At 72.1% G+C, this 22,614-nt stretch carries 24 protein-coding genes; 14 read left to right on the forward strand and 10 right to left on the reverse strand.

The genetic code is table 11. The features are described from left to right. Positions 1 to 76: 76 nt before the first annotated feature. Positions 77 to 1,201, forward strand: a complete 1,125-nt coding sequence (locus tag QSK39_RS48775; RefSeq protein ID WP_285484673.1) for an FAD-dependent oxidoreductase — start codon at positions 77 to 79, stop codon at positions 1,199 to 1,201. On the opposite strand, the gene QSK39_RS48780 is transcribed toward QSK39_RS48775, so the two are convergent. The 3 genes from QSK39_RS48780 to QSK39_RS48790 all read right to left on the reverse strand — a co-directional run bounded on the left by QSK39_RS48780 (position 1,198) and on the right by QSK39_RS48790 (position 5,626). Continuing rightward, positions 1,198 to 2,991, reverse strand: coding sequence for a hypothetical protein (locus tag QSK39_RS48780; protein ID WP_285484674.1), 1,794 nt, complete (start codon positions 2,989 to 2,991; stop codon positions 1,198 to 1,200). The two genes, QSK39_RS48775 and QSK39_RS48780, sit on opposite strands and share 4 nt — an antisense overlap. Before the next feature lie 376 nt (positions 2,992 to 3,367). Continuing rightward, complete coding sequence (locus QSK39_RS48785) at positions 3,368 to 5,347, reverse strand: SDR family oxidoreductase (protein ID WP_285484675.1); 1,980 nt, start codon at positions 5,345 to 5,347, stop codon at positions 3,368 to 3,370. A gap of 75 nt (positions 5,348 to 5,422) precedes the next feature. Then, the gene (locus QSK39_RS48790; RefSeq protein ID WP_285484676.1) at positions 5,423 to 5,626 is read right to left on the reverse strand and encodes a hypothetical protein; all 204 of its coding nucleotides are present in this window, start codon (positions 5,624 to 5,626) and stop codon (positions 5,423 to 5,425) included. Between the two features lie 207 nt (positions 5,627 to 5,833). On the opposite strand from QSK39_RS48790, the gene QSK39_RS48795 reads away from it, so the two are divergent. Continuing rightward, positions 5,834 to 7,057 carry an NAD(P)/FAD-dependent oxidoreductase gene (locus tag QSK39_RS48795; RefSeq protein ID WP_285484677.1) on the forward strand — a complete coding sequence of 408 codons (1,224 nt, stop codon included), beginning with the start codon at positions 5,834 to 5,836 and terminating at the stop codon, positions 7,055 to 7,057. Here the strand turns inward: QSK39_RS48795 and QSK39_RS48800 are convergent. Next, the gene (locus QSK39_RS48800) at positions 7,050 to 7,769 is read right to left on the reverse strand and encodes a MerR family transcriptional regulator (RefSeq protein ID WP_285484678.1); all 720 of its coding nucleotides are present in this window, start codon (positions 7,767 to 7,769) and stop codon (positions 7,050 to 7,052) included. The genes QSK39_RS48795 and QSK39_RS48800 overlap by 8 nt on opposite strands. Before the next feature lie 55 nt (positions 7,770 to 7,824). On the opposite strand from QSK39_RS48800, the gene QSK39_RS48805 reads away from it, so the two are divergent. Beyond that, positions 7,825 to 8,079, forward strand: a complete 255-nt coding sequence (locus QSK39_RS48805) for a hypothetical protein (protein WP_285484679.1) — start codon at positions 7,825 to 7,827, stop codon at positions 8,077 to 8,079. On the opposite strand, the gene QSK39_RS48810 is transcribed toward QSK39_RS48805, so the two are convergent. Further along, positions 8,069 to 9,274 (reverse strand): multidrug effflux MFS transporter, encoded by a 1,206-nt coding sequence (locus QSK39_RS48810; protein ID WP_285484680.1) that lies wholly within the window; start codon positions 9,272 to 9,274, stop codon positions 8,069 to 8,071. The two genes, QSK39_RS48805 and QSK39_RS48810, sit on opposite strands and share 11 nt — an antisense overlap. Positions 9,275 to 9,477: 203 nt before the next feature. On the opposite strand from QSK39_RS48810, the gene QSK39_RS48815 reads away from it, so the two are divergent. From QSK39_RS48815 to QSK39_RS48840, 6 genes are read left to right on the forward strand one after another with little or no spacing between them, the layout of a single operon-like run. Continuing rightward, positions 9,478 to 10,329 (forward strand): fumarylacetoacetate hydrolase family protein, encoded by an 852-nt coding sequence (locus QSK39_RS48815; RefSeq protein ID WP_285484681.1) that lies wholly within the window; start codon positions 9,478 to 9,480, stop codon positions 10,327 to 10,329. Between the two features lie 2 nt (positions 10,330 to 10,331). After that, entirely contained in the window at positions 10,332 to 11,636 is a 1,305-nt protein-coding gene (locus QSK39_RS48820) for an enolase C-terminal domain-like protein (protein WP_285484682.1), read from the forward strand. Further along, the gene (locus tag QSK39_RS48825) at positions 11,629 to 12,375 is read left to right on the forward strand and encodes an SDR family NAD(P)-dependent oxidoreductase (RefSeq protein ID WP_285484683.1); all 747 of its coding nucleotides are present in this window, start codon (positions 11,629 to 11,631) and stop codon (positions 12,373 to 12,375) included. The genes QSK39_RS48820 and QSK39_RS48825 overlap by 8 nt, the downstream gene beginning before the upstream one ends. A gap of 49 nt (positions 12,376 to 12,424) precedes the next feature. Then, positions 12,425 to 13,459 (forward strand): sugar ABC transporter substrate-binding protein, encoded by a 1,035-nt coding sequence (locus QSK39_RS48830; RefSeq protein ID WP_285484970.1) that lies wholly within the window; start codon positions 12,425 to 12,427, stop codon positions 13,457 to 13,459. Continuing rightward, positions 13,456 to 14,979 carry a sugar ABC transporter ATP-binding protein gene (locus QSK39_RS48835; protein ID WP_285484684.1) on the forward strand — a complete coding sequence of 508 codons (1,524 nt, stop codon included), beginning with the start codon at positions 13,456 to 13,458 and terminating at the stop codon, positions 14,977 to 14,979. The genes QSK39_RS48830 and QSK39_RS48835 overlap by 4 nt, the downstream gene beginning before the upstream one ends. Then, on the forward strand, positions 14,976 to 15,989 hold the full coding sequence (locus QSK39_RS48840) for an ABC transporter permease (RefSeq protein ID WP_285484685.1): 1,014 nt from the start codon (positions 14,976 to 14,978) through the stop codon (positions 15,987 to 15,989). The genes QSK39_RS48835 and QSK39_RS48840 overlap by 4 nt, the downstream gene beginning before the upstream one ends. Before the next feature lie 28 nt (positions 15,990 to 16,017). Here the strand turns inward: QSK39_RS48840 and QSK39_RS48845 are convergent, their stop codons facing one another. Beyond that, positions 16,018 to 16,749 (reverse strand): FadR/GntR family transcriptional regulator, encoded by a 732-nt coding sequence (locus QSK39_RS48845; RefSeq protein ID WP_155545211.1) that lies wholly within the window; start codon positions 16,747 to 16,749, stop codon positions 16,018 to 16,020. Between the two features lie 80 nt (positions 16,750 to 16,829). Between QSK39_RS48845 and QSK39_RS48850 the strand changes: the two genes are divergently transcribed. Genes QSK39_RS48850 through QSK39_RS48860 form a run of 3 tightly spaced genes read left to right on the forward strand, consistent with a single transcriptional unit; the run spans position 16,830 to position 18,996 of the window. After that, positions 16,830 to 17,168, forward strand: coding sequence for an L-rhamnose mutarotase (locus tag QSK39_RS48850; RefSeq protein WP_285484686.1), 339 nt, complete (start codon positions 16,830 to 16,832; stop codon positions 17,166 to 17,168). Positions 17,169 to 17,173: 5 nt separating this feature from the next. Continuing rightward, a complete protein-coding gene (locus QSK39_RS48855) occupies positions 17,174 to 18,142 on the forward strand; it encodes an aldo/keto reductase (RefSeq protein ID WP_285484687.1) in 969 nt (322 codons plus the stop codon). Beyond that, positions 18,139 to 18,996: an amidohydrolase family protein gene (locus QSK39_RS48860; RefSeq protein WP_285484688.1), complete on the forward strand. Its 858-nt coding sequence runs from the start codon at positions 18,139 to 18,141 to the stop codon at positions 18,994 to 18,996. Before QSK39_RS48855 ends, QSK39_RS48860 begins: the two co-directional genes overlap by 4 nt. Positions 18,997 to 19,026: 30 nt before the next feature. Here QSK39_RS48860 and shbA read toward each other — a convergent pair whose 3' ends face one another. From shbA to QSK39_RS48880, 4 genes are all read right to left on the reverse strand, one after another. Next, entirely contained in the window at positions 19,027 to 19,683 is a 657-nt protein-coding gene (shbA, locus tag QSK39_RS48865; RefSeq protein ID WP_285484689.1) for an RNA polymerase sigma factor ShbA, read from the reverse strand. A gap of 254 nt (positions 19,684 to 19,937) precedes the next feature. Then, positions 19,938 to 20,234 (reverse strand): DUF202 domain-containing protein, encoded by a 297-nt coding sequence (locus tag QSK39_RS48870; protein ID WP_285484690.1) that lies wholly within the window; start codon positions 20,232 to 20,234, stop codon positions 19,938 to 19,940. Between the two features lie 610 nt (positions 20,235 to 20,844). Continuing rightward, positions 20,845 to 21,198 (reverse strand): YidH family protein, encoded by a 354-nt coding sequence (locus QSK39_RS48875; protein ID WP_285484691.1) that lies wholly within the window; start codon positions 21,196 to 21,198, stop codon positions 20,845 to 20,847. A gap of 11 nt (positions 21,199 to 21,209) precedes the next feature. Further along, a complete protein-coding gene (locus tag QSK39_RS48880; RefSeq protein WP_285484692.1) occupies positions 21,210 to 21,683 on the reverse strand; it encodes a GtrA family protein in 474 nt (157 codons plus the stop codon). Between the two features lie 134 nt (positions 21,684 to 21,817). Between QSK39_RS48880 and QSK39_RS48885 the strand changes: the two genes are divergently transcribed. After that, the gene (locus QSK39_RS48885) at positions 21,818 to 22,213 is read left to right on the forward strand and encodes a hypothetical protein (protein WP_285484693.1); all 396 of its coding nucleotides are present in this window, start codon (positions 21,818 to 21,820) and stop codon (positions 22,211 to 22,213) included. A gap of 83 nt (positions 22,214 to 22,296) precedes the next feature. Then, positions 22,297 to 22,590 (forward strand): iron-sulfur cluster biosynthesis family protein, encoded by a 294-nt coding sequence (locus tag QSK39_RS48890; RefSeq protein ID WP_284743642.1) that lies wholly within the window; start codon positions 22,297 to 22,299, stop codon positions 22,588 to 22,590. The last annotated feature ends 24 nt before the right edge of the window (positions 22,591 to 22,614 follow it).

Below are 22,614 nucleotides of genomic sequence, written 5' to 3' on the forward strand. Positions count from 1 at the left end.
GCCAGTGCGGTGTGCGGCCCGCACCAGGCACCCCCGCCACTCTTCGGTTGTCGCGAAACGAACCGAAGGAGCACCCATGAACGTCACGATCATCGGCGCCGGCCTCGGCGGCCTCACCCTGGCCCGGGTCCTGCACGTCCACGGCATCGACGTCACCGTCCACGAGGCCGAGTCCTCCCCGATGGCGCGCATGCAGGGCGGGATGCTGGACATCCACGACTACAACGGGCAGCTCGCCGTCGAAGCCGCCGGCCTGGAGGACGAGTTCGGCGAGCTCATCCTCGAAGGCCGCCAGGCGATGCGGATCCTCGACCGGGACGCGAACCTGCTGTACGAGAAGGTCGACGACGGCACGGGCGGCCGTCCCGAAGTGCAGCGCGGCGAACTGCGCCGCATGCTGCTCGACGCGCTCCCGGAGGGCACCGTCCGGTGGGGCCGCAAGGCCGCCGGCGCGCGCACCCTCGACGACGGCCGCCACGAAGTCACCTTCGAGGACGGCACCAGTGTCGTCACGGACCTGCTCGTCGGTGCGGACGGCGCCTGGTCGAAGGTCCGGCCGCTGCTCACCGACGTCACTCCGGTGTACGAAGGCACGGCGTTCGTCGAGACGTACCTGTTCCTCGCCGACTCCCGCCACCCCGAGACCGCCAAGGCGGTCGGCGGCGGGTCGATGGTCGCGCACGCCGGCTCGTCGGACGAGGGGATCAACGCCCACCGCGAAAGCGGCGACACCCTGCACACCTACGTGGCGCTCAACCGGTCGCTGGAGTGGTTCGCCGCCATCGACTTCACCGATCCGGCCGCGGCCGCCGCGCGCGTCGCGGCGGAGTTCGAGGGCTGGGCACCGGAGCTCACCGCGCTGATCACCGACGGGGACACCAGCCCGGTCCTGCGCCTGCACTACTCGCTGCCGACCGGGCTGCGGTGGGCCCGCGTGCCGGGCGTGACCCTCGTCGGCGACGCCGCGCACCTCGCGCCCCCGAACGGCGAGGGCGCCAACCTCGCCATGCTCGACGGCGCGGAGCTCGGTCAGGCCCTGGCCGCGCACCCCGGCGACGTCGAGGCCGCGCTCGCCCAGTACGAAGAAGCCATGTTCGTCCGCGCCGCGACGCCGATCGACGACGCCGTCCTCCTCGAGAGCCTGTTCGGCGACGACGCCCCGGAGACCCTGCTCGAGCTGGTCCGGGGCGACCGTAACTAGGGCGCGTACTTCCCGACGAAGCTGCCGCACGTGATCGCGCGGCCCGTGAGCCGGGCCTGGATCGCCTTCTCCAGGCCGAGGTAGTCGAACACCGGGGTGTCGACCGGGATCGACTCCGGCACCGGGCCGCCGGTCGCGAGCATCCGGATCGAATCCGTCTCGAACAGCACCAGGTAGCCGCCGTCGCGGTTCAGGTCGTCGGCCTTCGCGAGCATCCGCTCCGGTGCGTCGCCGACGATCTCCAGCGGCAGCGGCCACTCCAGCGGGAACGGGTTGCGCAGGCCGAACGCGGGGTAGGCGAACGTGCTGTCGGGCAGGATCGCCGTCTTCGCGGCCGGGAACTGCGCGAGGCAGTCGCGGATCTGCCGGACGAACGTGAACGTCGAAGGGTTGGTGCGGATGCCGGCCATCTTCGGGCTGACGTCGCCGAGGTCGGCGGTCAGCCGGTCGTGCCCGAGGTCGAGGTAGGCCGCCTGGTCGTGGCGCGCGACGACGACCCAGCCGCACACCGCCACCGCCGTCAGGCCCGCCGTCGCCGTCACCCAGCGGCGCGCGAGCCGCGGCCGCGGCGGGACGAGGTGGCTCAGCAGCAGCAACGCGGTCAGCGCGAGGGTGCCGGTGAGCAGCGTCGGCGTGTCGTTGCCCCACGACAGGCTGGTCATGAACCCGGTGGCGAGCACGAGCAGGCCGGCCCACGGCACCTTCCGCGTGACGGCGGCGTTGACCGGCACGCTGACCGCGACGATCCACCACAGGACGTCCGCCCAGCGCGAGGAACCGGTGAACCGGCCGTCGACGACCGTCCAGACGACGGCGGCCGCACCGGCGAGCACGAGCACCCAGGACGCGGCCCGCCCGGCCGCGCCGAGCCGGTCACCGGGCAGCCGGACGGCCAGCAGCACGACGGCGATCGCGGCGAAGAAGCCCAGTTCCCGCATCGGCGCGCGGGTCAGCACCTCGGGGTCCTCGAGCCAGAGACCGAGCAAGCGCTGGCCGTACGCGGGCACGCCGCCGGTCAGCTGCTCGACCATCTCGGCGAACCCGCCGCCGAGGCTCACCCACGCGACGTACGCCAGCCCGGGCGCGCCGAGCGAGAGCAGGTCGAGGACGAGCCGGCGCCACCAGCGCGCCGTGCGCAGCGCACCCGCGCGGGTGGCCGGGTGCAGCAGCAGCCACAGCACGCCGATCACCGCGGCGAGGGCGAAGCTCTGCTTGACGAACACCGCGCAGCCGAGAAGCACCAGCCCGCCGCGCCGGGCGAGCGCGCGGTCTCCGCCGAGGCCGGCGTCGAGGGCCCAGGCGCCGCACGCGGTGAGCGCGATGCCGTCGACGGTGTGCCAGGCCATCAGCGGGAAGGCGTTGAGGTTGATCAGCGACGCGGCCGCGACCATCGCGGTCATGCCCGGGCCCCAGTCGAGCACCCGGCGGCGGGTGACCAGCGTGGCGAAGGCGATGGTGGCGACGATGATCTCGATCATCGACAGGAAGCTCGACCCGAAGAACAGCGGCATCGGCAGGGCGTAGTCGACGACGTGCAGCACCGCGGACCCGAGCGGGCGCGCGGAGATGATGTCGGCGTGCGGGACTTCGCCGTGCAGCACGCGCCACGCCTGGGCGAGGATGAAGCCCTGGTCGGAGGGGTGGAACCCGAACCGGCCGACGCGCAGTTCGGTGGCCAGGGCCAGCAGGACCACCCAGCCGGCGTGGACACCCCAGCGCAGCAGCGGCCGGGCGGGTTTCGCGGGCCGGGGTTCCGGGGCGGCGGCGCGCGTAGGACTCGCCACGTCCACGCCAGCCCGCCTTCCGCTCCCCGATCACGCCCGGAAAGCGATGGTAGCGGCCTGGTCCGGCACCGGCGTGGACAGCACCACCCGGGCCTACCGGTCCTGCCTGACCGTTCGGCCAGGCGGGGCGGAGCTTCGCGTGGTGGCCCGGGAGCCGGAGCCGGGTGGGCGCGCACCCGGCTCCGGTCCGTGGATCACCCGATGGTGCGCCGGGCGGTGCCGATGGCGGCCGTCTCGGCGGCCACGGCGGATCGTTCCCCAGTACTGCTGATTTCCGGCATTCCGAACTCCCCAGTTCACGCCCGTACCAATGTACGGGACTCGCGCGAGGGTAGAAGTACCGTCGTCTCCAGGGCCAGGGTTTCGGCGGAATTCGAGGGGATCAGGCGCGACGACGCCAGAACAGGCGGGTGACCGCCGCCGCGACCGCCGCCGGCGCGGGCGGGCGGGGCAGGCCGCGTGCCTCGGGCGCGGACTCCCGCATCGCCCGGTAGGCGAGGTGCGCGGCGAACCGGGCGAGCCGTGGCGCGGCGAGCGTCGCCAGCTCGGCGGCCCGGCCTTCGGGCAGGCTGAGGACTTCCGGCCGGTCCTCCAAGGCCTTCACCACGAGCGCGGCCGCGCGTTCCGGGCTGCTCGACGGGAGGCCGCGGTAGCCGGTCGGCGCGATCATCGGCGTCCGGACCAGCGGCATCCGCACCGACGTGAACGTGACGCCGTCCGAGAGCGTCTCGCGCCCGGCCGTCAGCCCGAACTCCTCCAGCGCCGCCTTCGACGCCAGGTACGCCGAGAAGCGCGGGGTGTCGGTCTGCAGGCCCATGGTGGTGACGTTGACGACGTGGCCGAACCGCCGCTCGGTCATCGACGGCAGGAAGCCGAGGATCAGCCGTGCCGGCCCGAAGTAGTTGATGGCCATCGTGCGCTCGTAGTCGTGGAAGCGTTCGGTGGACAGCGTCACCGAGCGCCGGATCGACCGGCCGGCGTTGTTCACCAGCATGTCGACCGCGCCGTGGTCGCCGAGCACGTCCTTGACCAGCGCGTCGACGGCGTCGCCGTCGGTGAGGTCGCAGGGGTACGCCGCGGACGCGCCGCCGGCCGCGGTGATCTCGTCGCGGACTTCTTCGAGCTCCGAAGCGCGCCGGGCCACGAGGATCACCTTCGCGCCCTTGCGTGCCACGGCGAGGGCCGACGCCCGGCCGATCCCGGACGACGCCCCGGTGATCAGCACCGTGCGCCCCGCCAGCCCGTGCCGGCGGCGCGCGCGGTCGGGGTCGAGGTGGGCCTGCCAGTACCGGTAGAGCGGCGCCGCGTAGTCGCGCAGCTCCGGCAGTTCGATGCCGCTGCCGAACAACGCGGTCGTGGTGCGCGCGGTGTCGAAGACGACGTCCGTGCTCAGGTGCGGCAGCACTTCGAGGGGAATGCCCAGCTCCTCGAGGACGGCGGCGCGGGTGGCCCGGCCGCCGGGCAAGCGGTCGACGCCGGTGGCCGCCGCGTGCGCGAGCCGGGTGCCCACCCGCCGCACGACGCCGGACGGCCGCGCCGGCAGCACGGCCCGGATCGTCGGCCCGCCGGCCGCGCGCGCGAAGGCGTTGTACACGGAGTTGAGCGACTGCGGCCGGGCAGCGGCGAGGTGGTAGGTCGCCCCGGACGGCGCGTCCCGGTGCATCAGGTGCTCCATCGCCTCGACGACGTAGTCGACCGGCACCAGGTTCGTCGCCCCGAGACCGGGCGCGGCGAGCGGGAGCCGCGCCGGCAGCGCTGCCAGCCGCGAGATCGCGGGGAGGAAGTAGTACGGGCCGTCGACCTTGTCCATCTCGCCGGTGCGCGAGTCGCCGACGACGGCCGAGGGCCGGTAGACGCGGAAGGGCAGGGACTGCTCGCGGACGAGCTTCTCGGCCTGGAACTTCGTCGCGTGGTACGGCGAGCCGAAGTGCTGGCCGAGGTCGAAGTCGGCCTCGGTGAACCGCCCGGCGTGGTCGCCCGCGACGGCGATCGAGGACACGTGGTGCACCAGGCCCGCCTCCGCGGCCGAGGCGAAGGCGAGCAGGTGCCGGGTGCCCTCGACGTTGGCGCGCCGGTTGGCGTCCTCGCCGGCGGTGAGGTCGTAGATCGCGCCGAGGTGGACGACGTGGTCGAGGCGCCCCACCCCGGCCGGGTCGACGCCGAGCCGGGGTTCGGCGAGGTCGCCGAGCACCGGGTGGAGCTTGTCCGCACCCGGCCAGTCCTGGGCCAGCTCGGCCAGGCGGTCCCGGGAGGTTTCGCGGACCAGCGCGTACACCGCGGACGTCTCCGGCCGCCGCAGCAGGCGGGCGACCAGGCGCTTCCCGATGAAGCCCGTCGCGCCCGTCACGAAGTAGGTCGTCATGGCCGGTCCCTTCCGTCGTCGGGGCCGACTCTAACCTACTGGAAAGTAGGAACGATAGTTGTCAGTGTCTTCGGCTCACGGTCCGGCCGTCTCGTCCGCCGTCGCGACGACGGCGTCGCGCAGGGCGGCGCGCAGCCGTCCGACGTCGAGCGGGCCGAGCACCGCGGCCTCGCCCGGCGGCGCGACCAGCACTACTTTGTCCTGACTGACGAACACCGTCACGTCCCTGCGCCTGCCGGCCAGATCCCGGCAGCCGACGGACCATTCGCCCCGACTCATGGTCGCCGCCCCTCCGTTTCTCCTCGTGGTCGTGCTCCGTGCGAGGGTGGGAGCGGGGCCCGGAGGCGCTATGACGCCGGTTCACCCGATTTGCCTACTCGTGAGTTTTCTCTTGCGCTTCGCGGATTTCCGGCGTATCCCCCGGTCGTGGCCGGGCCCGTTCGGGAGTAGCGTCCGCACCGGACTCGTCGACGTGGGAGGTCACTGATGCCGGAGCCGCGGAAGATCGTCATCGTGGGAGCGGGCCTGGGCGGCGCGTCCGCCGCGGCCGCGTTGCGTGAACGCGGGTACACCGGCGAAGTCCTGCTGATGGGGTCCGACCCGCACCGGCCGTACGAGCTGCCGCCGCTGTCGAAGGGCGTGCTGCTCGGCACCACGGACGAGCCCGACTGGGTGCACGAAGAGAAGTTCTACGCGGAGCACGACATCCGGTTCAGCGCGGGCGTCACGGCGACGCGCGTCGAGCTGGGCGCGCGGCTGGTGCTGGACGACGCGGGCGGCGAGCACCGCTACGACCGCCTCGTGCTGGCGACCGGCTCCCGGCCGCGCTCGCTCCCGGTCCCCGGCGGCGACCTCCCGGGGCTGTACACGCTGCGCAGTCTCGACGACGCGCTCAAGCTGCGTTCGGCGTTCGCCGCGGCGGAGCGGGTGGTGGTCGTCGGCGCCGGTTGGATCGGCTCGGAAGCCGCCGCGGCGGCCCGCACGCACGACGCGGACGTGACGGTGGTGGACCCGGTCGCGGTGCCGCTGGCCACGGTGATCGGCGAGACGGTCGGCGGGGTGTTCCGGGACCTGCACGCGGAAAAGGGCGTCCACTGGCGGCTGGGCGAGCAGGTCGCGGAGATCACGGGCGGCCCGGACGGCGTCCGCGGCGTCCGCCTGAGCGGCGGCGACGAGCTGACGGCGGACGTGGTCCTGGTCGCGGTCGGCGCGGCACCCCGGGTGGAGCTGGCGCACACGGCGGGCCTGGAGCTGTCCGACGACGGCGGGGTGTGCGTGGACGCGGGCCTGCGCACGGCGGCCCCGGACGTGTACGCGGTGGGCGACATCGCGGCCCACTTCCACCCGCGCTACGGGCACCGCATCCGCGTGGAGCACTGGTCGAACGCGAAGGACCAGGGCACGCACGTGGCGCAGAACCTGCTGGGGGAGAACGAGCCGTACCTCGCCTCGCCGTACTTCTTCACGGACCAGTACGACTTGGGTTGCGAGTACCGCGGGCTGGCCGACCCGGCGGCGGACGAGCTGGTGGTCCGGGGCGATCTGGCGGCCCGCGAGTTCACGGCGTTCTGGCTCCGCGACGGCGAGGTATCGGCGGCGATGAACGTGAACATGTGGGACGACGGGGATGCGTTGAGCGCATTGGTGGACGGCCGCACGAAGGTGACGGCGGAGCAGCTCAAGACGGCGGACCTGGCGTCGCTCACCTGAGGCGTTCGCGGAGCAGGGAGTCGAGCCGTCGCCACGCCGGTGACGACGCGTTCACGGCTCCCTGCACCAGCGCCGGGATCGCGGAACCCTGGTCGTACGAAGGAAGTTCCGCACCGTAGCGGTCGCGAGTCGCCGCAATGAGCTTGTCTGCCAGCGCGTCGACGCGGGGGTCCCTCGGGTCCAGGTCGTGCACGCCGTCGTACTCGAGGACGATCGACAGCAGATCCGGGTCGGCCAGCATCGACGACTGGTCCTGGAAGTTCGCGCGCGCCGTGGATGGGTGCGTGGCGAACACCAGCAGCCACAGGTCGTGCTGCAGCGCCACCCACCTCTCGCTGAACCCCAGACCCGGCATGCGGGACAGAAACTCCACGACGTCGGCGGGCAGCGCGGACAGCCGGCCGTCGGCCAGCTGCCGGAGTCGTTCCTGGGTCGCGCGGAGCCCTTCGATGCGTGCGGACAGGTCGTCGTCGATCTGCCGCAAGGCCGCCGCGAGCTCGCCGCCGGAACGCAGCTCGCGGATGCGCGCCAAGGGCACCCCCGCCTCGGCGAGCGTGCGGATCTTGATCAGCTCCACGGCGTCGGCCGCGCTGTAGCGGCGGTAGCCGGACGCGTCGCGCGGCGGCTCGGGCAGGAGCCCTTTCGCGTGGTAGACGCGGATCGTCTTGGCCGTCACCCCGACGTACCCGGCGAGCTGTCCGATGGTGAGCACCCGGCCATCGTCGCACTTGACCTTGCCCCAGGGGCAAGGTTGCAGGATGGCGGGCATGGCGGACTACGAGACCCTGCGCGCGCTGGCCGACGAGGGCAACGAAACGGCGCTCGACCGGCTCGCCGACCTCGCCGACGCCCGCGGCGACGTCGAAGAGCTGAGCGAGCTGCTCGACGAGGGCTGTGACCACGCCGGTGCCCTGCTGACCCGGCGCGCGGTCACCGCGAATGACCTCTTGGAGCTGCAGCGGATCGCCGACGCCGGCCACGAGCCGGCCGGCGAGGAGCTGGAACGCCTGCTCAGGAAGTAGCCGGGCGCGTCAGGGCCAGATAAGCCACCAGGGCCAGCAGCGCGAACCCCGCCATCGTCGCGGCCATCGGCACCGCGGTCCCGGGCCCGCCCAGCCCGACCAGCGGCGTCGCCACCGCGCCCACCACGAACTGCAGCACCCCCAGCAACGCCGAAGCCGCTCCCGCGGATCGAGCGTGCGACGCCAGCGCCAGCGAGCTCGAGTTCGGCATCACCAGGCCGATGCTCGACACCAGCAGGAACAACGACACCAGCAGCAAGGCCAAGGGCGCCCGGAACAACGCCGACGCCAGCGCCGCGGTCCCGCCGAAGACGCCGAGCAGCAGCCCGGTGAGCAGCAGCGCCCGCTCGCGGATCCGCCCCACGAGCCGTCCGTTGAGCTGGCCCGCCAGCACGATCCCGACGCCGTTCACGCCGAACACCACGCTGTAGGCCTGCGGGCTCAAGCCGTAGACGCCCTGCAGCGCGAACGACGAGCCCGAGATGTAGGCGAACATCGACGCGAACAGCAGCCCGGACGCCAGCGCGTAGCCCGCGAACGACCGGTCCAGCGCCAGCCGCCCGTAGGTCCGCATCACCTGGCCGAGCCGCGCCGGCGACCGCGAAGCAGACGGCTCCGGGAAGAAGAACACCACCACGGCCAGCAGCAGTGCGCCGAACGCCGTCAGCACGACGAACACCCCGCGCCACGACGTCCAGTTCAGCAGCTGCCCGCCGATCAGCGGCGCCAGGATCGGGGCCAGCCCGCTCACCAGCATCAGCGTCGAGAAGAACTTCGTCATCGCGGTGCCGGAGAACAGGTCCCGCACCGTGGCCCGCGCGATCACGATGCCGGCCGCCGCGCCGAGGGACTGGACACCGCGGGCCGCGACCAGCAGCCACGCGTCCGGGCTCACCGCGCACAGCACCGAGCCCACGACGTAGAGCACGAGCCCGGCCAGCAGCGGGCGACGGCGGCCCAGCGCGTCCGACAGCGGTCCGAGCACCAGCTGGCCCAGCGCCAGGCCGGCGATGAACGCGCTGAGCGTCAGCTGGACCGTCGTGTCCGCCGCGTGGAGGTCGCCCGCCATCCGCGGCAGCGCGGGCAGGTACATGTCGATCGACAGCGGCCCGAACGCCGAGAGGCCACCGAGGACGAGGACGAACTTCAGCTGCGTCCGCCTGCTCGTCGCGGTACGTTCCGGCGTGATGGTCATGCGCCTCCTCGGGTCCCTGACTCCGACCAGCGACGCGGTGACCTGCGCTATTCCGGCTGTGAGCGGTGACACCCCGTGCTCAAACGAGCACTGAACCGGTACTGATCCGATCAATTTCCGGTCGATTGGGCGACGGCTCTGGATCGGCGACCCTGACTGCGATATACATCGGATGTCTGGTCGAGCGGGTGAAGGGAAAATCCGTGCAGCTTGTGCGCCTCGGGGAGCCGGGAAGTGAGCGTCCGTTCGTGCGTGCCGACGACGGCACGACCTACGAGCTGGGCGGCCTGACCGCCGACATCGACGGCGGTTTCCTCGCCACCGGCGGCGTCGCCCGCGTGGCCGCCGCGCTCGCCGCCGGGGAGCTGCCGAAGGCGGACGTCGACGGCCTGCGCGTCGGCTCGCCCATCGCCCAGCCCGGCAAGGTCGTCTGCATCGGCATGAACTACCGCCGGCACGCGGAAGAGACCGGCGCGACGCCGCCGACCGAGCCCGTCGTCTTCATGAAGGCGCCGGACGTCGTGGTCGGCCCGGCCGACGACGTCCTCATCCCGCGCGGGTCGGTCAGCACCGACTGGGAGGTCGAGCTCGGGGTCGTCATCGGCAAGACCGCGCGCTACCTCGACAGCGTCGACGAAGCTCTCGAGTACGTCGCCGGCTACGTCGTCTCGAACGACGTTTCCGAGCGCGCGCTGCAGTTCCGCACCGCCCAGTGGGACAAGGGCAAGTCGTGCGAGAACTTCAACCCGCTCGGCCCGGCGCTGGTCCCCGCGGCCGAGGTGCCCGACCCGCAGGACCTCGGCCTGCGGCTGTGGATCAACGGCGAGAAGAAGCAGGACTCGTCGACCAAGGACATGATCTTCTCCGTGGCCGAGATCATCCACCACCTGAGCCAGGTCATGGTCCTGCGCCCGGGCGACCTCATCAACACCGGCACCCCCGAAGGCGTCGCGCTCGGCCAGCCCGACCCCAAGCCCTACCTGCGCGACGGCGACGTGATCGAGCTGGAGGTCGACGGCCTCGGCCGGCAGCGCCAGACCGCGAGGCAGGCCTGACCATGGCGAAGATCATCGGCATGGAGGTCCTCGACGTCCGGTTCCCGACCTCCCGGGAGCTCGACGGCTCGGACGCCATGAACCCCGACCCGGACTACTCCGCCGCCTACGTCGTGCTCCACACCGACGGCGGCCCGGACGGCTACGGGCTCGCGTTCACCATCGGCCGCGGCAACGACGTCCAGGCCGCCGCGATCCGCGCGCTCGCCCCGCACGTCGTCGGCCGGGACGTCCCGGAGGACGCGGCCGCGTTGGGCGACCTGTCGCGCACGCTCGTCGGCGACTCGCAGTTCCGCTGGCTGGGCCCGGAAAAGGGCGTCGCGCACATGGCCGTCGGGGCGGTGGTCAACGCCGCGTGGGACCTCGCCGCGCGCCGCGCCGGCCTCCCGGTCTGGCAGTTCGCGGCCCGGATGTCGCCCGAAGAGCTCGTGTCGCTGGTCGACTTCCGGTACCTCTCCGACGCGCTCACCGAAGCCGAGGCCCTGGACATCCTGCGCCGCGCGGAACCCGGCCGCGCCGAGCGGACGAAGCAGCTGGAAGCGCACGGCTACCGCGCCTACAGCACGTCCCCCGGCTGGCTCGGGTACGCCGACGCGAAGCTGGTGCGGCTGGCCGAGCAGGCCGTCACCGACGGCTTCGAGATGATCAAGCTCAAGGTCGGCGGCAACCTCGAGGACGACGTCCGGCGGATGAAGCTCGCCCGCGAGACCGTCGGCGACGGCATCCGGATCGCCGTCGACGCCAACCAGCGCTGGGACGTCCAGGCCGCGGTCGACTGGATGACCGAGCTCGCGCCGTACGACCCGTACTGGATCGAGGAACCGACGTCCCCGGACGACGTGCTCGGCCACGCGGCCATCGCGAAAGCGCTTGCGCCCATCAAGATCGCCACCGGTGAGCACGTCCAGAACCGCGTCGTCTTCAAGCAGCTGCTGCAGGCGGACGCGATCTCGGTGCTGCAGCTCGACGCCGCCCGCGTCGGCGGGTTCAACGAGAACCTCGCGATCCTGCTGCTGGCCGCCAAGTTCGGCGTCCCGGTGTGCCCGCACGCCGGCGGCGTCGGGCTCTGCGAGCTCGTCCGGCACCTCTCGATGTTCGACTTCGTGGCGGTGTCCGGTACCGACGCGGACCGCTCCATCGAGTGGGTCGACCACCTGCACGAGCACTTCACCGACCCGGCCGTCGTCGAGCGCGGCCGGTACCTCGCCCCGACCGCCCCCGGGTTCTCCGCGCGCATGCACGACGCGACGCTGCGCCGGTTCCGCTTCCCGGACGGTCCCGAGTGGACGGAGACCGCAAGTGAGTGAATTCGAGGGCCTGGTGGCCGCCGTCACCGGAGGCGCCTCGGGCATCGGCCTGGCCGCGGCCACGCTGCTGGCCGAGCGCGGCGCGCAGGTGGCGGTCCTCGACCTGAAGCCGGGCGACGACGGCATCCGCTGCGACGTCTCCTCGGACGACGAAGTGCGCACCGCGATCGACACCGTCGTGGAACGCTTCGGGCGCCTCGACATCCTCGTCAACAACGCCGGCATCGGCGCGCAGGGCGACGTCACCGCGAACGGCGACGACGAGTGGCACCGCGTGTTCGACGTCAACGTCGTCGGCATGGTCCGGCTCGCCCGGGCCGCGCTGCCGCACCTGAAGAACTCGCCGTCCGCGGCGATCGTCAACACCTGCTCCATCGCGGCCTGGGCCGGCCTGCCCAACCGCGCGGTCTACTCGGCCACCAAGGGCGCGGTGCTCTCGCTGACCCTGGCCATGGCGACCGACCACCTGCCCGACCGGATCCGCGTCAACTGCGTGTGCCCCGGGACGGCGGACACGCCCTGGGTGGGCCGGCTGCTCGACGCCGCCGGCGACCCGGCGGCCGAACGCGCGGCCCTCGCCGCGCGCCAGCCGATGGGCCGGCTGGTCACCGCCGACGAGGTGGCGAACGCCATCGTCTACCTCGCCAGCCCGCTTTCCGCTTCGACCACCGGCACCGCGCTCGCGGTGGACGGCGGCATGTACGGCCTGCGTCCTCGCGGCCCCGTGAACCACGACTGAACAAGACTTGATTTCCGCTGTCATCAAGGAGGATGCGGTGCGCACGAAGGTGATCCAGGTGGCCGCCACGGCCGCCGTCTGCGGCCTGGTTCTGGCCGCCTGCGGGTCCACAAAGGACAATGCGTCGGCGCCCGCGGCGGGCGGCGGCACCCCCGGCGGCAAGGTCGGGGCCACGCTGCCCCTGCTGACCTCGCCGTTCTGGCAGGCCTACAACAACTACGTGCCGCAGATGGCCAAGTCCGAGGGCGTCGACGTCCTCCCGACGGTCAACGCGGACAGCGACCCCGCGAAGCTGATCACCGACATCGGCACCTTCCTCAACCAGGGCGTCAAGGGCCTGGTCGTCACGCCGCTGGACTCGGCCGCGATCGTCGCCGGGCTCAAGCAGGCGGAGAACAAGGGCGTGCCGGTGGTCGCGGTCGACGTCGCGCCCGAGAGCGGCAAGGTCGCCATGGTCGTGCGGGCCGACAACAAGGCCTACGGCACCAAGGCCTGCGACGCGATCGGCGAGAAGGTCAAGTCCGGCAAGGTCGTGCAGATCATGGGCGACCTCGCGTCGGTCAACGGCCGCGACCGCTCGGAAGCCTTCCGCGACTGCATGAAGCAGAAGTACCCGGGCGTCCAGGTGCTGGAGATCCCGGCCGAGTGGAAGGCCGACAAGGCGTCCTCCGGCCTCGACAGCATGCTGACCGCGAACCCGGACATCAAGGGCGTCTACATGCAGGCCGGCGGCGTCTACCTGGCCCCGACCGAGCAGGCCCTCAAGCGCAAGAACCTGTTCTTCCCGGTCGGCGACCCGAAGCACATCGTGCTCGTGTCCAACGACGGCATCCCGCAGGAGCTGGCCGCGATCCGCGCCGGCGAGCTCGACGCCACCGTGTCCCAGCCGGCCGACGCGTACGCGAAGTACGGCCTGTACTGGCTGAAGAAGGCCATGGCGGGCGAGACGTTCAAGCCCGGCCCGACCGACCACGACAGCACCATCGTCGAGATCAGCCCCGGCATCCTCGAGGACCAGCTGCCCGCGCCCGTCATCACCAAGGCCAACGTGGACGACAAGGCCCTCTGGGGGAACAACCTGTGACCGCGCTGCCCGCCGGCGAATCCGCCGTCCCGGTGGTCAGCGCGGTAGGAGTCGGCAAGCGCTACGGCCCGACCGTGGCGCTGCACGACGTCAGCCTCACCGTGCACCCCGGCGAGTCGCACGCGCTCGTCGGGCGCAACGGGGCCGGCAAGTCGACGCTCGTCTCCATCCTCACCGGACTGTCCGCCACGGACACCGGGCACGTCGAGTTCGGCGGCGAGCCGGCCCCCGCGCTGACCAAGCAGGACGACTGGAAGGCCCGCGTCGCCTGCGTGTACCAGCACGCGATGGTCGTCCCGCAGCTCACCGTCGCCGAGAACCTGTTCCTCAACCGGCAGGCGGGCGGCGGGTTCTCGATCGGCTGGAAGTCGTTGCGGCGCAAGGCCCGCGAGCTGCTCGACTCGTGGGACGTGCACGTCGACGTCGACACCCCGGCCGGCGAGCTGTCGGTCGAGGACCGGCAGTTCGTCGAGATCGCCCGCGCGCTGTCCTACGGCGCCCGGTTCATCGTCCTCGACGAGCCGACCGCGCAGCTGGACAGCCAGGCCATCGAGCGGCTCTTCGAGCGGATGCGCCAGATGCAGGCGGGCGGGGTGACGTTCCTGTTCATCTCGCACCACCTGCACGAGGTGTACGAAGTCTGCCAGGCCGTCACGGTGCTGCGCGACGCGAAGCACGTGCTCACCGCGCCGGTGGCCGAGGTCGGCAAGGCCGAGCTGGTCGACGCGATGACCGGCGAACCCGGCGGCCTGTCCGTCCGCGACGCCGCCTCCCGGGAGTCCCTCGAGGACGACGCCGCCGAGATCCTGGCGGTCGACGGGCTCTCCGGCGACAGCTTCCACGACGTCTCGTTCCGGCTCCACCAGGGCGAAGTCGTCGGGCTCGCGGGCAGCAACGCCAGCGGGAAGCACCAGGTCGCCGAGACGGTCTACGGCCTGCGGACGCCGTCCGCGGGCACGGTCCGCGTCGACGGCAAGCCGCTGCGGCCGGGCGACATCCCGGCGGCGATCCGGGCCGGGATCGGCTGCGTGCCGCGCGACCGCCACCACGAGGGCCTGGTGCTGGCGCACTCGATCGCCGACAACGCCACCCTGTCCATCCTGGACAAGCTGGGCCGTGGCGGGATCGCGTCGCCGGGGACGCGGCACGCGAAGGCGGCGCAGGCGCTGAAGGACTACGACATCGTGGCCGCGGGTGCCGAGCAGCCGGTGTCCGACCTCTCCGGCGGCAACCAGCAGAAGGTCGTGCTGGCCAGGGCGCTGCTGAGCGACCCGCGGGTGGTCGTGCTGATCAACCCGACGGCCGGGGTGGACGTGAAGTCGAAGGAGGCGCTGCTCGCGGTCGTCGACCGGGTGCGCGCCGAAGGCAAGGCGGTGCTTATCGTCAGCGACGAGCTGGACGACCTGCGCCTGAGCGACCGGGTCCTGGTGCTGCGCGCCGGGGCCGTGGTCGCCGAGCACGAGGCCGGGTGGTCCGACGGCGACCTCGTGGCCGACATCGAAGGAGTCGAGCTTTCGTGACCGACGTGATGACCTCTCCGCAGACGGAGCTGCCCGCGCCACCCCGGCGCCGGAAAGCCGTCTGGCTGCGTGAACTCGCCCTGCTGCCCGCACTGGTCGTGGTGTTCCTCATCGGCGGCCTGGTCGACGACACCTTCGTCGGCTGGAGCAACATCGTCAGCATCCTGACCGCGTCCGCGGCGCTGTCGCTGGTGGTGCTGGGCGAGTCGCTGGTGCTGATCACCGGGAAGTTCGACCTGTCGCTGGAATCCACGATGGGCCTGGCACCCGCGCTGGGCGCGATGGTCGTGATCCCGGCGGCGTCGGCCGGCTTCGGCGTCGAGCTGCCCGCCGCGATCGGGCTCTTGGTGATCCCGCTGTGCGGTGCGCTCGTCGGGTTCGTCAACGGCTTCCTGATCGTGAAGCTGAAGCTGAACGCCTTCATCGTGACGCTGGCGATGCTCACCGTGCTGCGCGGTGTCCAGGTCGGGTCGACCAAGGGCAAGACGCTGTTCAACCTGCCGGACTCGTTCACCAACCTCGCGACGACGACGTTCGCCGGGCTGCCGATGTCGGTGTGGCTGGCGGCGCTGCTGTTCGCGGTCGCCGGCTGGGTGCTGCGCTACCACCGCGTCGGCCGCGCGCTGTACGCGATCGGCGGCAACCGGGAAGCCGCGCGGGCGGCCGGCGTGCGCGTCGACCGGATCGCGTGGGCGGTGTTCGTCGTCGCCGGGATCCTCGCCGCGATCGGCGGGCTCGCGTACACCGGTTACGTCGGCGCGCTCGGTGCGAACCAGGGGTCGGGGATGATCCTGCAGGTGTTCGCGGCGGCGGTGATCGGCGGCGTCTCGCTCGACGGCGGCAAGGGCACGCTGGTCGGCGCCCTCACCGGCGTCCTGCTGCTGTCGTCGGTGTCGAGCCTGCTCAACTACGCGCACGTGACGGCGGAGTGGCAGGGCGCGATCTACGGCGCCATCATCCTGGTCGCGCTGATCATCGCCCGGTACGCGGGCGGAAAGCCCCAGACCTGATGGTCACCCGGTGATCATCCGATCACTGTCAGGAGGCTTCCGCGGCCGGCTCGGCGTCCGAATCGGGCACGGTCGGGTCGTCCGCGGTGCCCAGTGCGTTGCGCAGCCACTGCTCCACGCCCGCGACGTGCACGGTCGCCCACGAGCGCGCCAGTTCCGGCTCGCGGGCCGCGATCGCCTCGTAGATCGCCGAGTGCTGCTCCCGGGTCTTCGCGACCGCGCCCTCCTGGGTGAGGCCGCGCCAGATCCGGGCCCGCGCGGTCGGCCCGGAGAGGCTGTCGAGCAGCGAGCAGAGCACCGGGTTGCCGGAGCCGTCGGCGATCTTGCGGTGGAACTGCAGATCGTTGGCGACCAGCGCCTCGACCGTCGGCGAGTCCTCCAGCTCCCCGAGGAGCTGACCCAGCTCGGTGATGTCGTCGTCGCTCATGTGCAGCGCGGCCAGCGCGGTCGCGGCCGGCTCGAGGATCCGCCGCACGGCGAGGAAGTCGAGCACGGTGTCGTCGCGGTGGAAGTCGACCACGAACGTCATCGCGTCGAGCAGCAGGTTCGGCTCGAGGCTGGTGACGTACGTGCCGTCGCCCTGGCGGACGTCGAGCACCCTGATCAGGCACAACGCCTTGACGGCCTCCCGCAGGGAGCTGCGCGAGAGCCCGAGCCGCTGGGCCAGCTCGGCCTCCTTCGGCAGCCGGTCGCCCGGTGCCAGCTCGCCGGAGATGATCATGTCCTTGATCTTGTCGATCGCGACATCGGTGACGGGCATCGTGTCCGCCCTTCCCTGCAACAGACCTCGGATGTTTCGGTGTTACCCCCAGCGTGCCATGTCCCGGCGAAGGAGTGGTGATGACCCACGGTCCGGCACCTCAAAGAGTGGCCCTCCATACGCGGCTGAAGCCCGGCAAGGAGGCCGAATACGAGTCCGTCCACGCGGTCATCCCGCCCGAGCTGGACGTCGCCCTCCGCGAAGCCGGCGTCCGCACCTGGCGGATCTGGCGTAACGGTCTCGACCTCTTTCACGTCGTCGAGGTGGACGACTACGCGGCGATGCGGGCGGCGTTGCGGGACCACCCCGCGAACGTCCCGTGGCAGGCCAGGATGGCCGAGCTGCTGGCCGTCGAAGACGACTACTCCGGCGACGACACCGGCATCGGGCTGGTCTGGGAACTGCCGGTGAAGGAGTGACGGCGTTGGAACTCTCCCTGTCCCCGCTCGGGCTCGGCTGCGCGCAGCTGGGCAACCTCTACCACGCGATCAGCGACGAGACGGCGGCCGCGACCGTGCGCCGCGCGTGGGACGAGGGCGTCCGGTACTTCGACACCGCGCCGCACTACGGCCTCGGCCTCTCGGAGACCCGCCTCGGCGCGGCGCTGCGGTCGTACCCCCGCGACGAGTACGTGCTCTCGACGAAGGTCGGCCGCGTGCTGGAGCCGAACCCGGACGGCGCGGGCGAGCGCGACGACCAGGGCTTCGCCGTCCCGGCCGCGTACAAGCGCCGGTGGGACTTCAGCCGCGACGGTGTCCTGCGGTCCTTCGAGGACAGCCTCACCAGGCTGGGGCTCGACCGCGTCGACATCGTCTACGTGCACGACCCCGACGACCACTTCGAGGAAGCCCTGCGCGGCGCCTTCCCCGCGTTGCGCGAGCTGCGGGACCAGGGCGTGATCCGCGCGTTCGGCGCCGGGATGAACCAGGCGCCGATGCTCACGGAGTTCGTCCGCCGGACCGACCTCGACGTGCTGCTGGTGGCCGGGCGCTACACGCTGCTCGACCAGCCCGCGCTCGACGAGCTGCTGCCGCTCTGCGTCGACCGCGGCGTCTCCGTCGTCGCCGGCGGCGCGTTCAACGGCGGCATCCTGGCGACCGCCGAGCCGGGCCGCGTCTACGACTACGCCGACGCCCCGCCGGAGCTGGTCGAGCGCGCCGGGCGGATCGCCGAAGTCTGCGCGCGGCACGGCGTCGAGCTGCCGGAAGCCGCGCTGGCGCTGCCGATGGCGCATCCCGCGGTGGCGTCGGTCGTCGTCGGCGCGCATGATCCGGACCAGGTCAGCGTCAACGCACGGCGCGCGCGGGCCGCGGTGCCGCTCCAGCTGTGGAAGGAACTGGTCGACGCGGGCCTGCTGCGCGCCGACGTCGTCATCGCCGAAGGAGCCTCATGATCGACGCGCACCACCACCTGTGGGACCCGTCGCGGCGCGAGTACCCGTGGATGGCGGGGGCGGCGCTCGACCCGATCCGCCGCCCGTACACGGTGGACGACCTGCGCGCGGTGACCAAGGCGGCCGGCGTGCACGCGACGGTGCTGGTCCAGACGGTGTCATCGGCCGAGGAGACTTCGGAGTTCCTCGCCACGGCTTCCGCGGAGCCGGTGATCGCGGGCGTGGTCGGCTGGGTGGACCTCGCGGCCCCGGACGTCGCCGACCGGCTGGCGGCTCTTCGCGAGGAGGGTCCGCTGGTCGGGATCCGGCACCAGGTGGAGACCGAGCCGGACGACGACTGGCTGCTGCACCCGGCGGTGGTGGCCGGGCTGAGCACGGTGGCGTCGGCGGGCCTGGCGTACGACCTGCTGGTCCGCCCGGCGCAGCTGCCCGCGGCGGCCGAGGTGGCGTTGCGGCTGCCGGAGCTGCGGCTGGTGCTGGACCACGCGGCGAAGCCGCCGATCGCGGCGGGGGAATGGGAGCCCTGGGCGTCCGGGGTGGCGGCGCTGGCCGCGCGCGAGAACGTCGTGTGCAAGCTGTCCGGGCTGGTCACGGAGGCGGACTGGACGGGCTGGGAGGTCGGGCACCTGCGCCGGTACGTCGACCACGTGCTGGACGCGTTCGGTCCCGCGCGGGTGGTGTTCGGCTCGGACTGGCCGGTGTGCGAGCTGGCGGCGTCCTACGAGCTGGTCCTGGACGCGGCGATCGCGCTGACCGGCGGGCTTTCCGACGCCGAGCGGCTGGGCGTGTTCGAGCACAACGCCCGCCGCGTCTACGGCTTGGATGCGAGCGGGGAGACCTCCCCCAGGGGGTAGAAGAGGTTTCCCCGCTCGCGGCTGGGAGGCCTAGAACTCTTCGTCGTGGATCATGCCGCGCAGCCGGGTCAGCGCGCGGTGCTGCGTCACGCGGACGTTGCCCGCGGAGATCCCGAGCGCTTCGGCGGTTTCCTGTGCCGAGAAGCCGACCGCGATGCGCAGGGTCAGGATCTCCTGCTGCACCCGCGGCAGCGAGGCGAGCAGCCGGCCCAGGCGGGCGCCGAGGTCGAGGTGCAGCGCGTGGCTCTCGGGCTCGTTGCCGGCGACGAGCGGGCGCTCGGGGAGCTCGGGGACGGGCTCGGAGCGGTCGCGGGCGACGGCGCGGTAGGCGTCGGCGACCTTGTTGGCCGCGATCGCGTGGACGAGGTAGAGGAAGGATCCGCCGCGGTCCTGATAATCCGGAAGGGCCTTCAACACCGCGAGGCACACCTCCTGGGCGACGTCGTCGGCCGAGAGGTAGGAGAGGTCGCGGCCACCCATCCGCGCCCGGCAGTACCGCACCACGACCGGCTCGATCATCTGGAGCAGGTTGTGGATGGCGGCGGGGTTGCCCTCGCCCGCGTCCTTGACGAGCGGGTCGAGGTCCTCCTTGGTGAGCCGTCCGCTGGGACGCGGCAATGACTCAGGAGTGCGATAATCGCGATCGCTGTTGTCGGACTGCTCGGCGGTCCTCGTCGGTGCTGTCATGAGTCGTCTCCCCGGCCGACCCTCGACCGTCGCTGCCGGGGGATCAACTCTCTGTGACGTTCCGATCGCAGATACTCCGGGAGACCCGGTCTTACCTGCGTTCCGTGCGACGCTGGGTAATCGTAAGCACGGGATGGCGCATCAGTCCAGATTTCAAGTACCAATACCCCGTTAGCAGCAGTGACCGTGATGTTCCCGCGACCAGGCCCCGCACATTGCGATTAATCGGTTTCAGGATGTGCCGAGTTCACCCGTCAGTGGAGGACGGCCACGGAAGTGGCAGTCACGGTCACGGCGAGCGACGCGACGGCGGGCAGAAGAGGACTCATCGCGACCGGCGAGGCGCTCCGCAGAGCCCGTTCGCGACGCACGCCCACGGCCGCGAGCAGGGCAGATGTCACCGCGGCGAGCAGCACGGGGACGAGAGAGACACCCCAATGGCGCTGGGCGGCGGAGTGCAGCAGAAGTACGGTGCAGGCGGCAGAGGCGAGAGCGGTCCGCCGCCAGGCGAGCCCGGTGCGCTCGGCTTGGGCGCCATCAGGGGTGGTCACGGGATTACCCGCAGGGCGATGACGGTACTTCTGACGTCGCGATAATCGCGAAGCGGCGGTATTCGGGGGACGGCCTGGAGTCGGTCGGCATTGGTCCGAATGGCTTGAACGGCTCCTGGCGGGGCCGGGCAGGCCTGTTCGGACGGCCTAACGGCATGTGCGGTCCGTGGCGGAGCGTGCGGACCGGGATCGGCGGGGGTCACGGAGCCGGGCTGCCGAATGTCCGAGCGAGCTTGGCTCCGGACGGCGCGGCGTGGCTGGTGCGGGTGTCGGATCGGTGTGGTCTGTGTGCCGCGTGGCCGAGGCGCCGCGGTCTGTTGTCGGCTGGGCCGGGTAGGTGCGGGCTGGGTGCCTCGAAGCCGGAGTGCCGCGGTCTGCGGCGTCTGCTCGAGGTCGGCTGCGGCGGGCATGTCCGCCACCCGTGAGCGGTGCGCCGGTGCGATTGCCGCGCCTGCCGTGTTCTGCTGTCGGCTGGGCCGGACCCCTGCGGCCCGTGGCGCCTGCCCAAGCCCTGCCACCCGCGACCAGCGCGCCGGTGCGATTGCCGCGCCCACCTCGGTCCGCCGCTGGGCGGGCCGGATCCGCGCGTGCCGAGCCGCGGCCGGCTTGGTCACGGCACCACCAGCAACACCGCCGCCGTCACCGTCAGCGCCAGCAACCCTCCGGTCAGTGCCACGATCGTCCAGCTCCGCGGCAACGGCTCGCCCGCCCGCATCGCGATCTGCACCCTCCGCCACCGCGGGTACGCCGTCGCCGCCAAGGCTGCCGCCAGCACCACGCACAGTCCGGCGAGCACCGCGCTGGCCGCCGCCGGGGCCGGGACCAGCTGGTGCACCGCGACCCCGCCCGCCAGCAACCCCAGCGCCGTGCGGATCCACGCCAGGAACGTGCGCTCGTTGGCCAGCGTGAAGCGATAATCCGGCTCACTGCCGCCCTCGTGGGGCTTGATGTCTTCCGAGGCCACGCCTCCAGACGCTAGCCGCTGTGGGCGGGCGTGGCCGTCCGGTGCGCGAACACCCACCAGCGCAGCACCGCGAACCGCACGAACCCGCCGACCAGGCTGGCCAGCAGCAGCGTGCCGGTCTCCTCCCACGACGTCGGCCGGTCGACGACCGCGTCGAGGATCGCCAGCACCGCCGACCCGTACCCGGCGTAGAACGCGAACGTCAGCAGGTCCTGCAGGTGCCGCTTCCCGGCGTTGCTCGGCCGCCCGGCGAAGGTGACGCGGCGGTGGAACTCGGTGTTCCCGACCGTCGTCAGCGCGATCGCGACCAGGTTCGCCACCTGGGAGCCGAGCTCGTCGCGCAGCAGCAGGAACAGAACGGCCTGTACGCCGGTTGTCACGACGCCGGCCACGACGTACCACGCGGCGTGCGTGCCGAGCTCGTGGTGCCGTTCCGGGTCGGTGGCGAGCAGCCGGTGTCCCGGTGCGCACCTGGTGGTGGCCATGATCCGAAGCTACCCCGCGTTCACAAAATTGTGAATATGTTAAACCCGTTGAAGAAATGTGATCCCGGTGACACCGGCCGGGTTTGAAGCCCCCGACGCCCCGGGTAGGTCACCGGCGATGACGGGAGAAAGCAGTGAGTGAACCGCAAGGCCTGGACCCCAGCGAGGCGCTCGACGAGGACGAGCTGCGCGTGGACCCCCTCGAAGCGGGCGTCGAGCCGCCCGAGCACTGGAGCGCCGCCGATCGCTTCGGCACCACGCCCAGAGAAGCGCGCGAAGGCGAGCCGATGGACCAGCGCCTCGCCGAAGAGGTGCCGGACACCGAGCCCGAGCCGGTCCCGGAACGCCCGCTCGCGGCGACCCCGGCCGACCAGCTCGACGAGACCGTCGAAGACGCGCCGGCCGACTACGAGCAGGTGACCCCGGCCGACGAGATCCCGCACCGCCACGCCGACCCCGATCCGGGCGAGCAGGCGGACTACGCGGGTGGCTCGGTGGCGGACGCCATCCGCGAGGCTCGACAGGGCTGATCCGCTCAGACTGCACGCCCGAACGGACGCCCTTAGCGTGGGGCTCCACAGTGCATCCGACCGCGACGAAGGGAAGGCCGAAGATGCTTACCGTGACCGAAGCCGCCGCCGAGGCGATCACCGCACTGACCAGTCAGGGGGAGGGCGACGCCGGGCTCCGCCTGGCGGTCCAGAACGCCGACGGCGAAAGCGCCCAGCTGGCGCTGTCCGTCGCCCCCGAACCCGCGGCGGGCGACAGCGTGCTGGGTGCCGAGGAAGGCCCGAAGGTCTTCCTGGAACCGCAGGCCGCGGCGTTGCTCGACGACAAGGTGCTCGACGTCCAGGAGGACGAAGCCGGCGGAGTCGCCTTCGCGGTGCTGCCGCAGCACACGAGCTGACCACGGCGGACGGGCCCTCCGCAG

This window comes from Amycolatopsis sp. NBRC 101858 (assembly GCF_030269325.1).
Taxonomy (GTDB): domain Bacteria; phylum Actinomycetota; class Actinomycetes; order Mycobacteriales; family Pseudonocardiaceae; genus Amycolatopsis; species Amycolatopsis ponsaeliensis.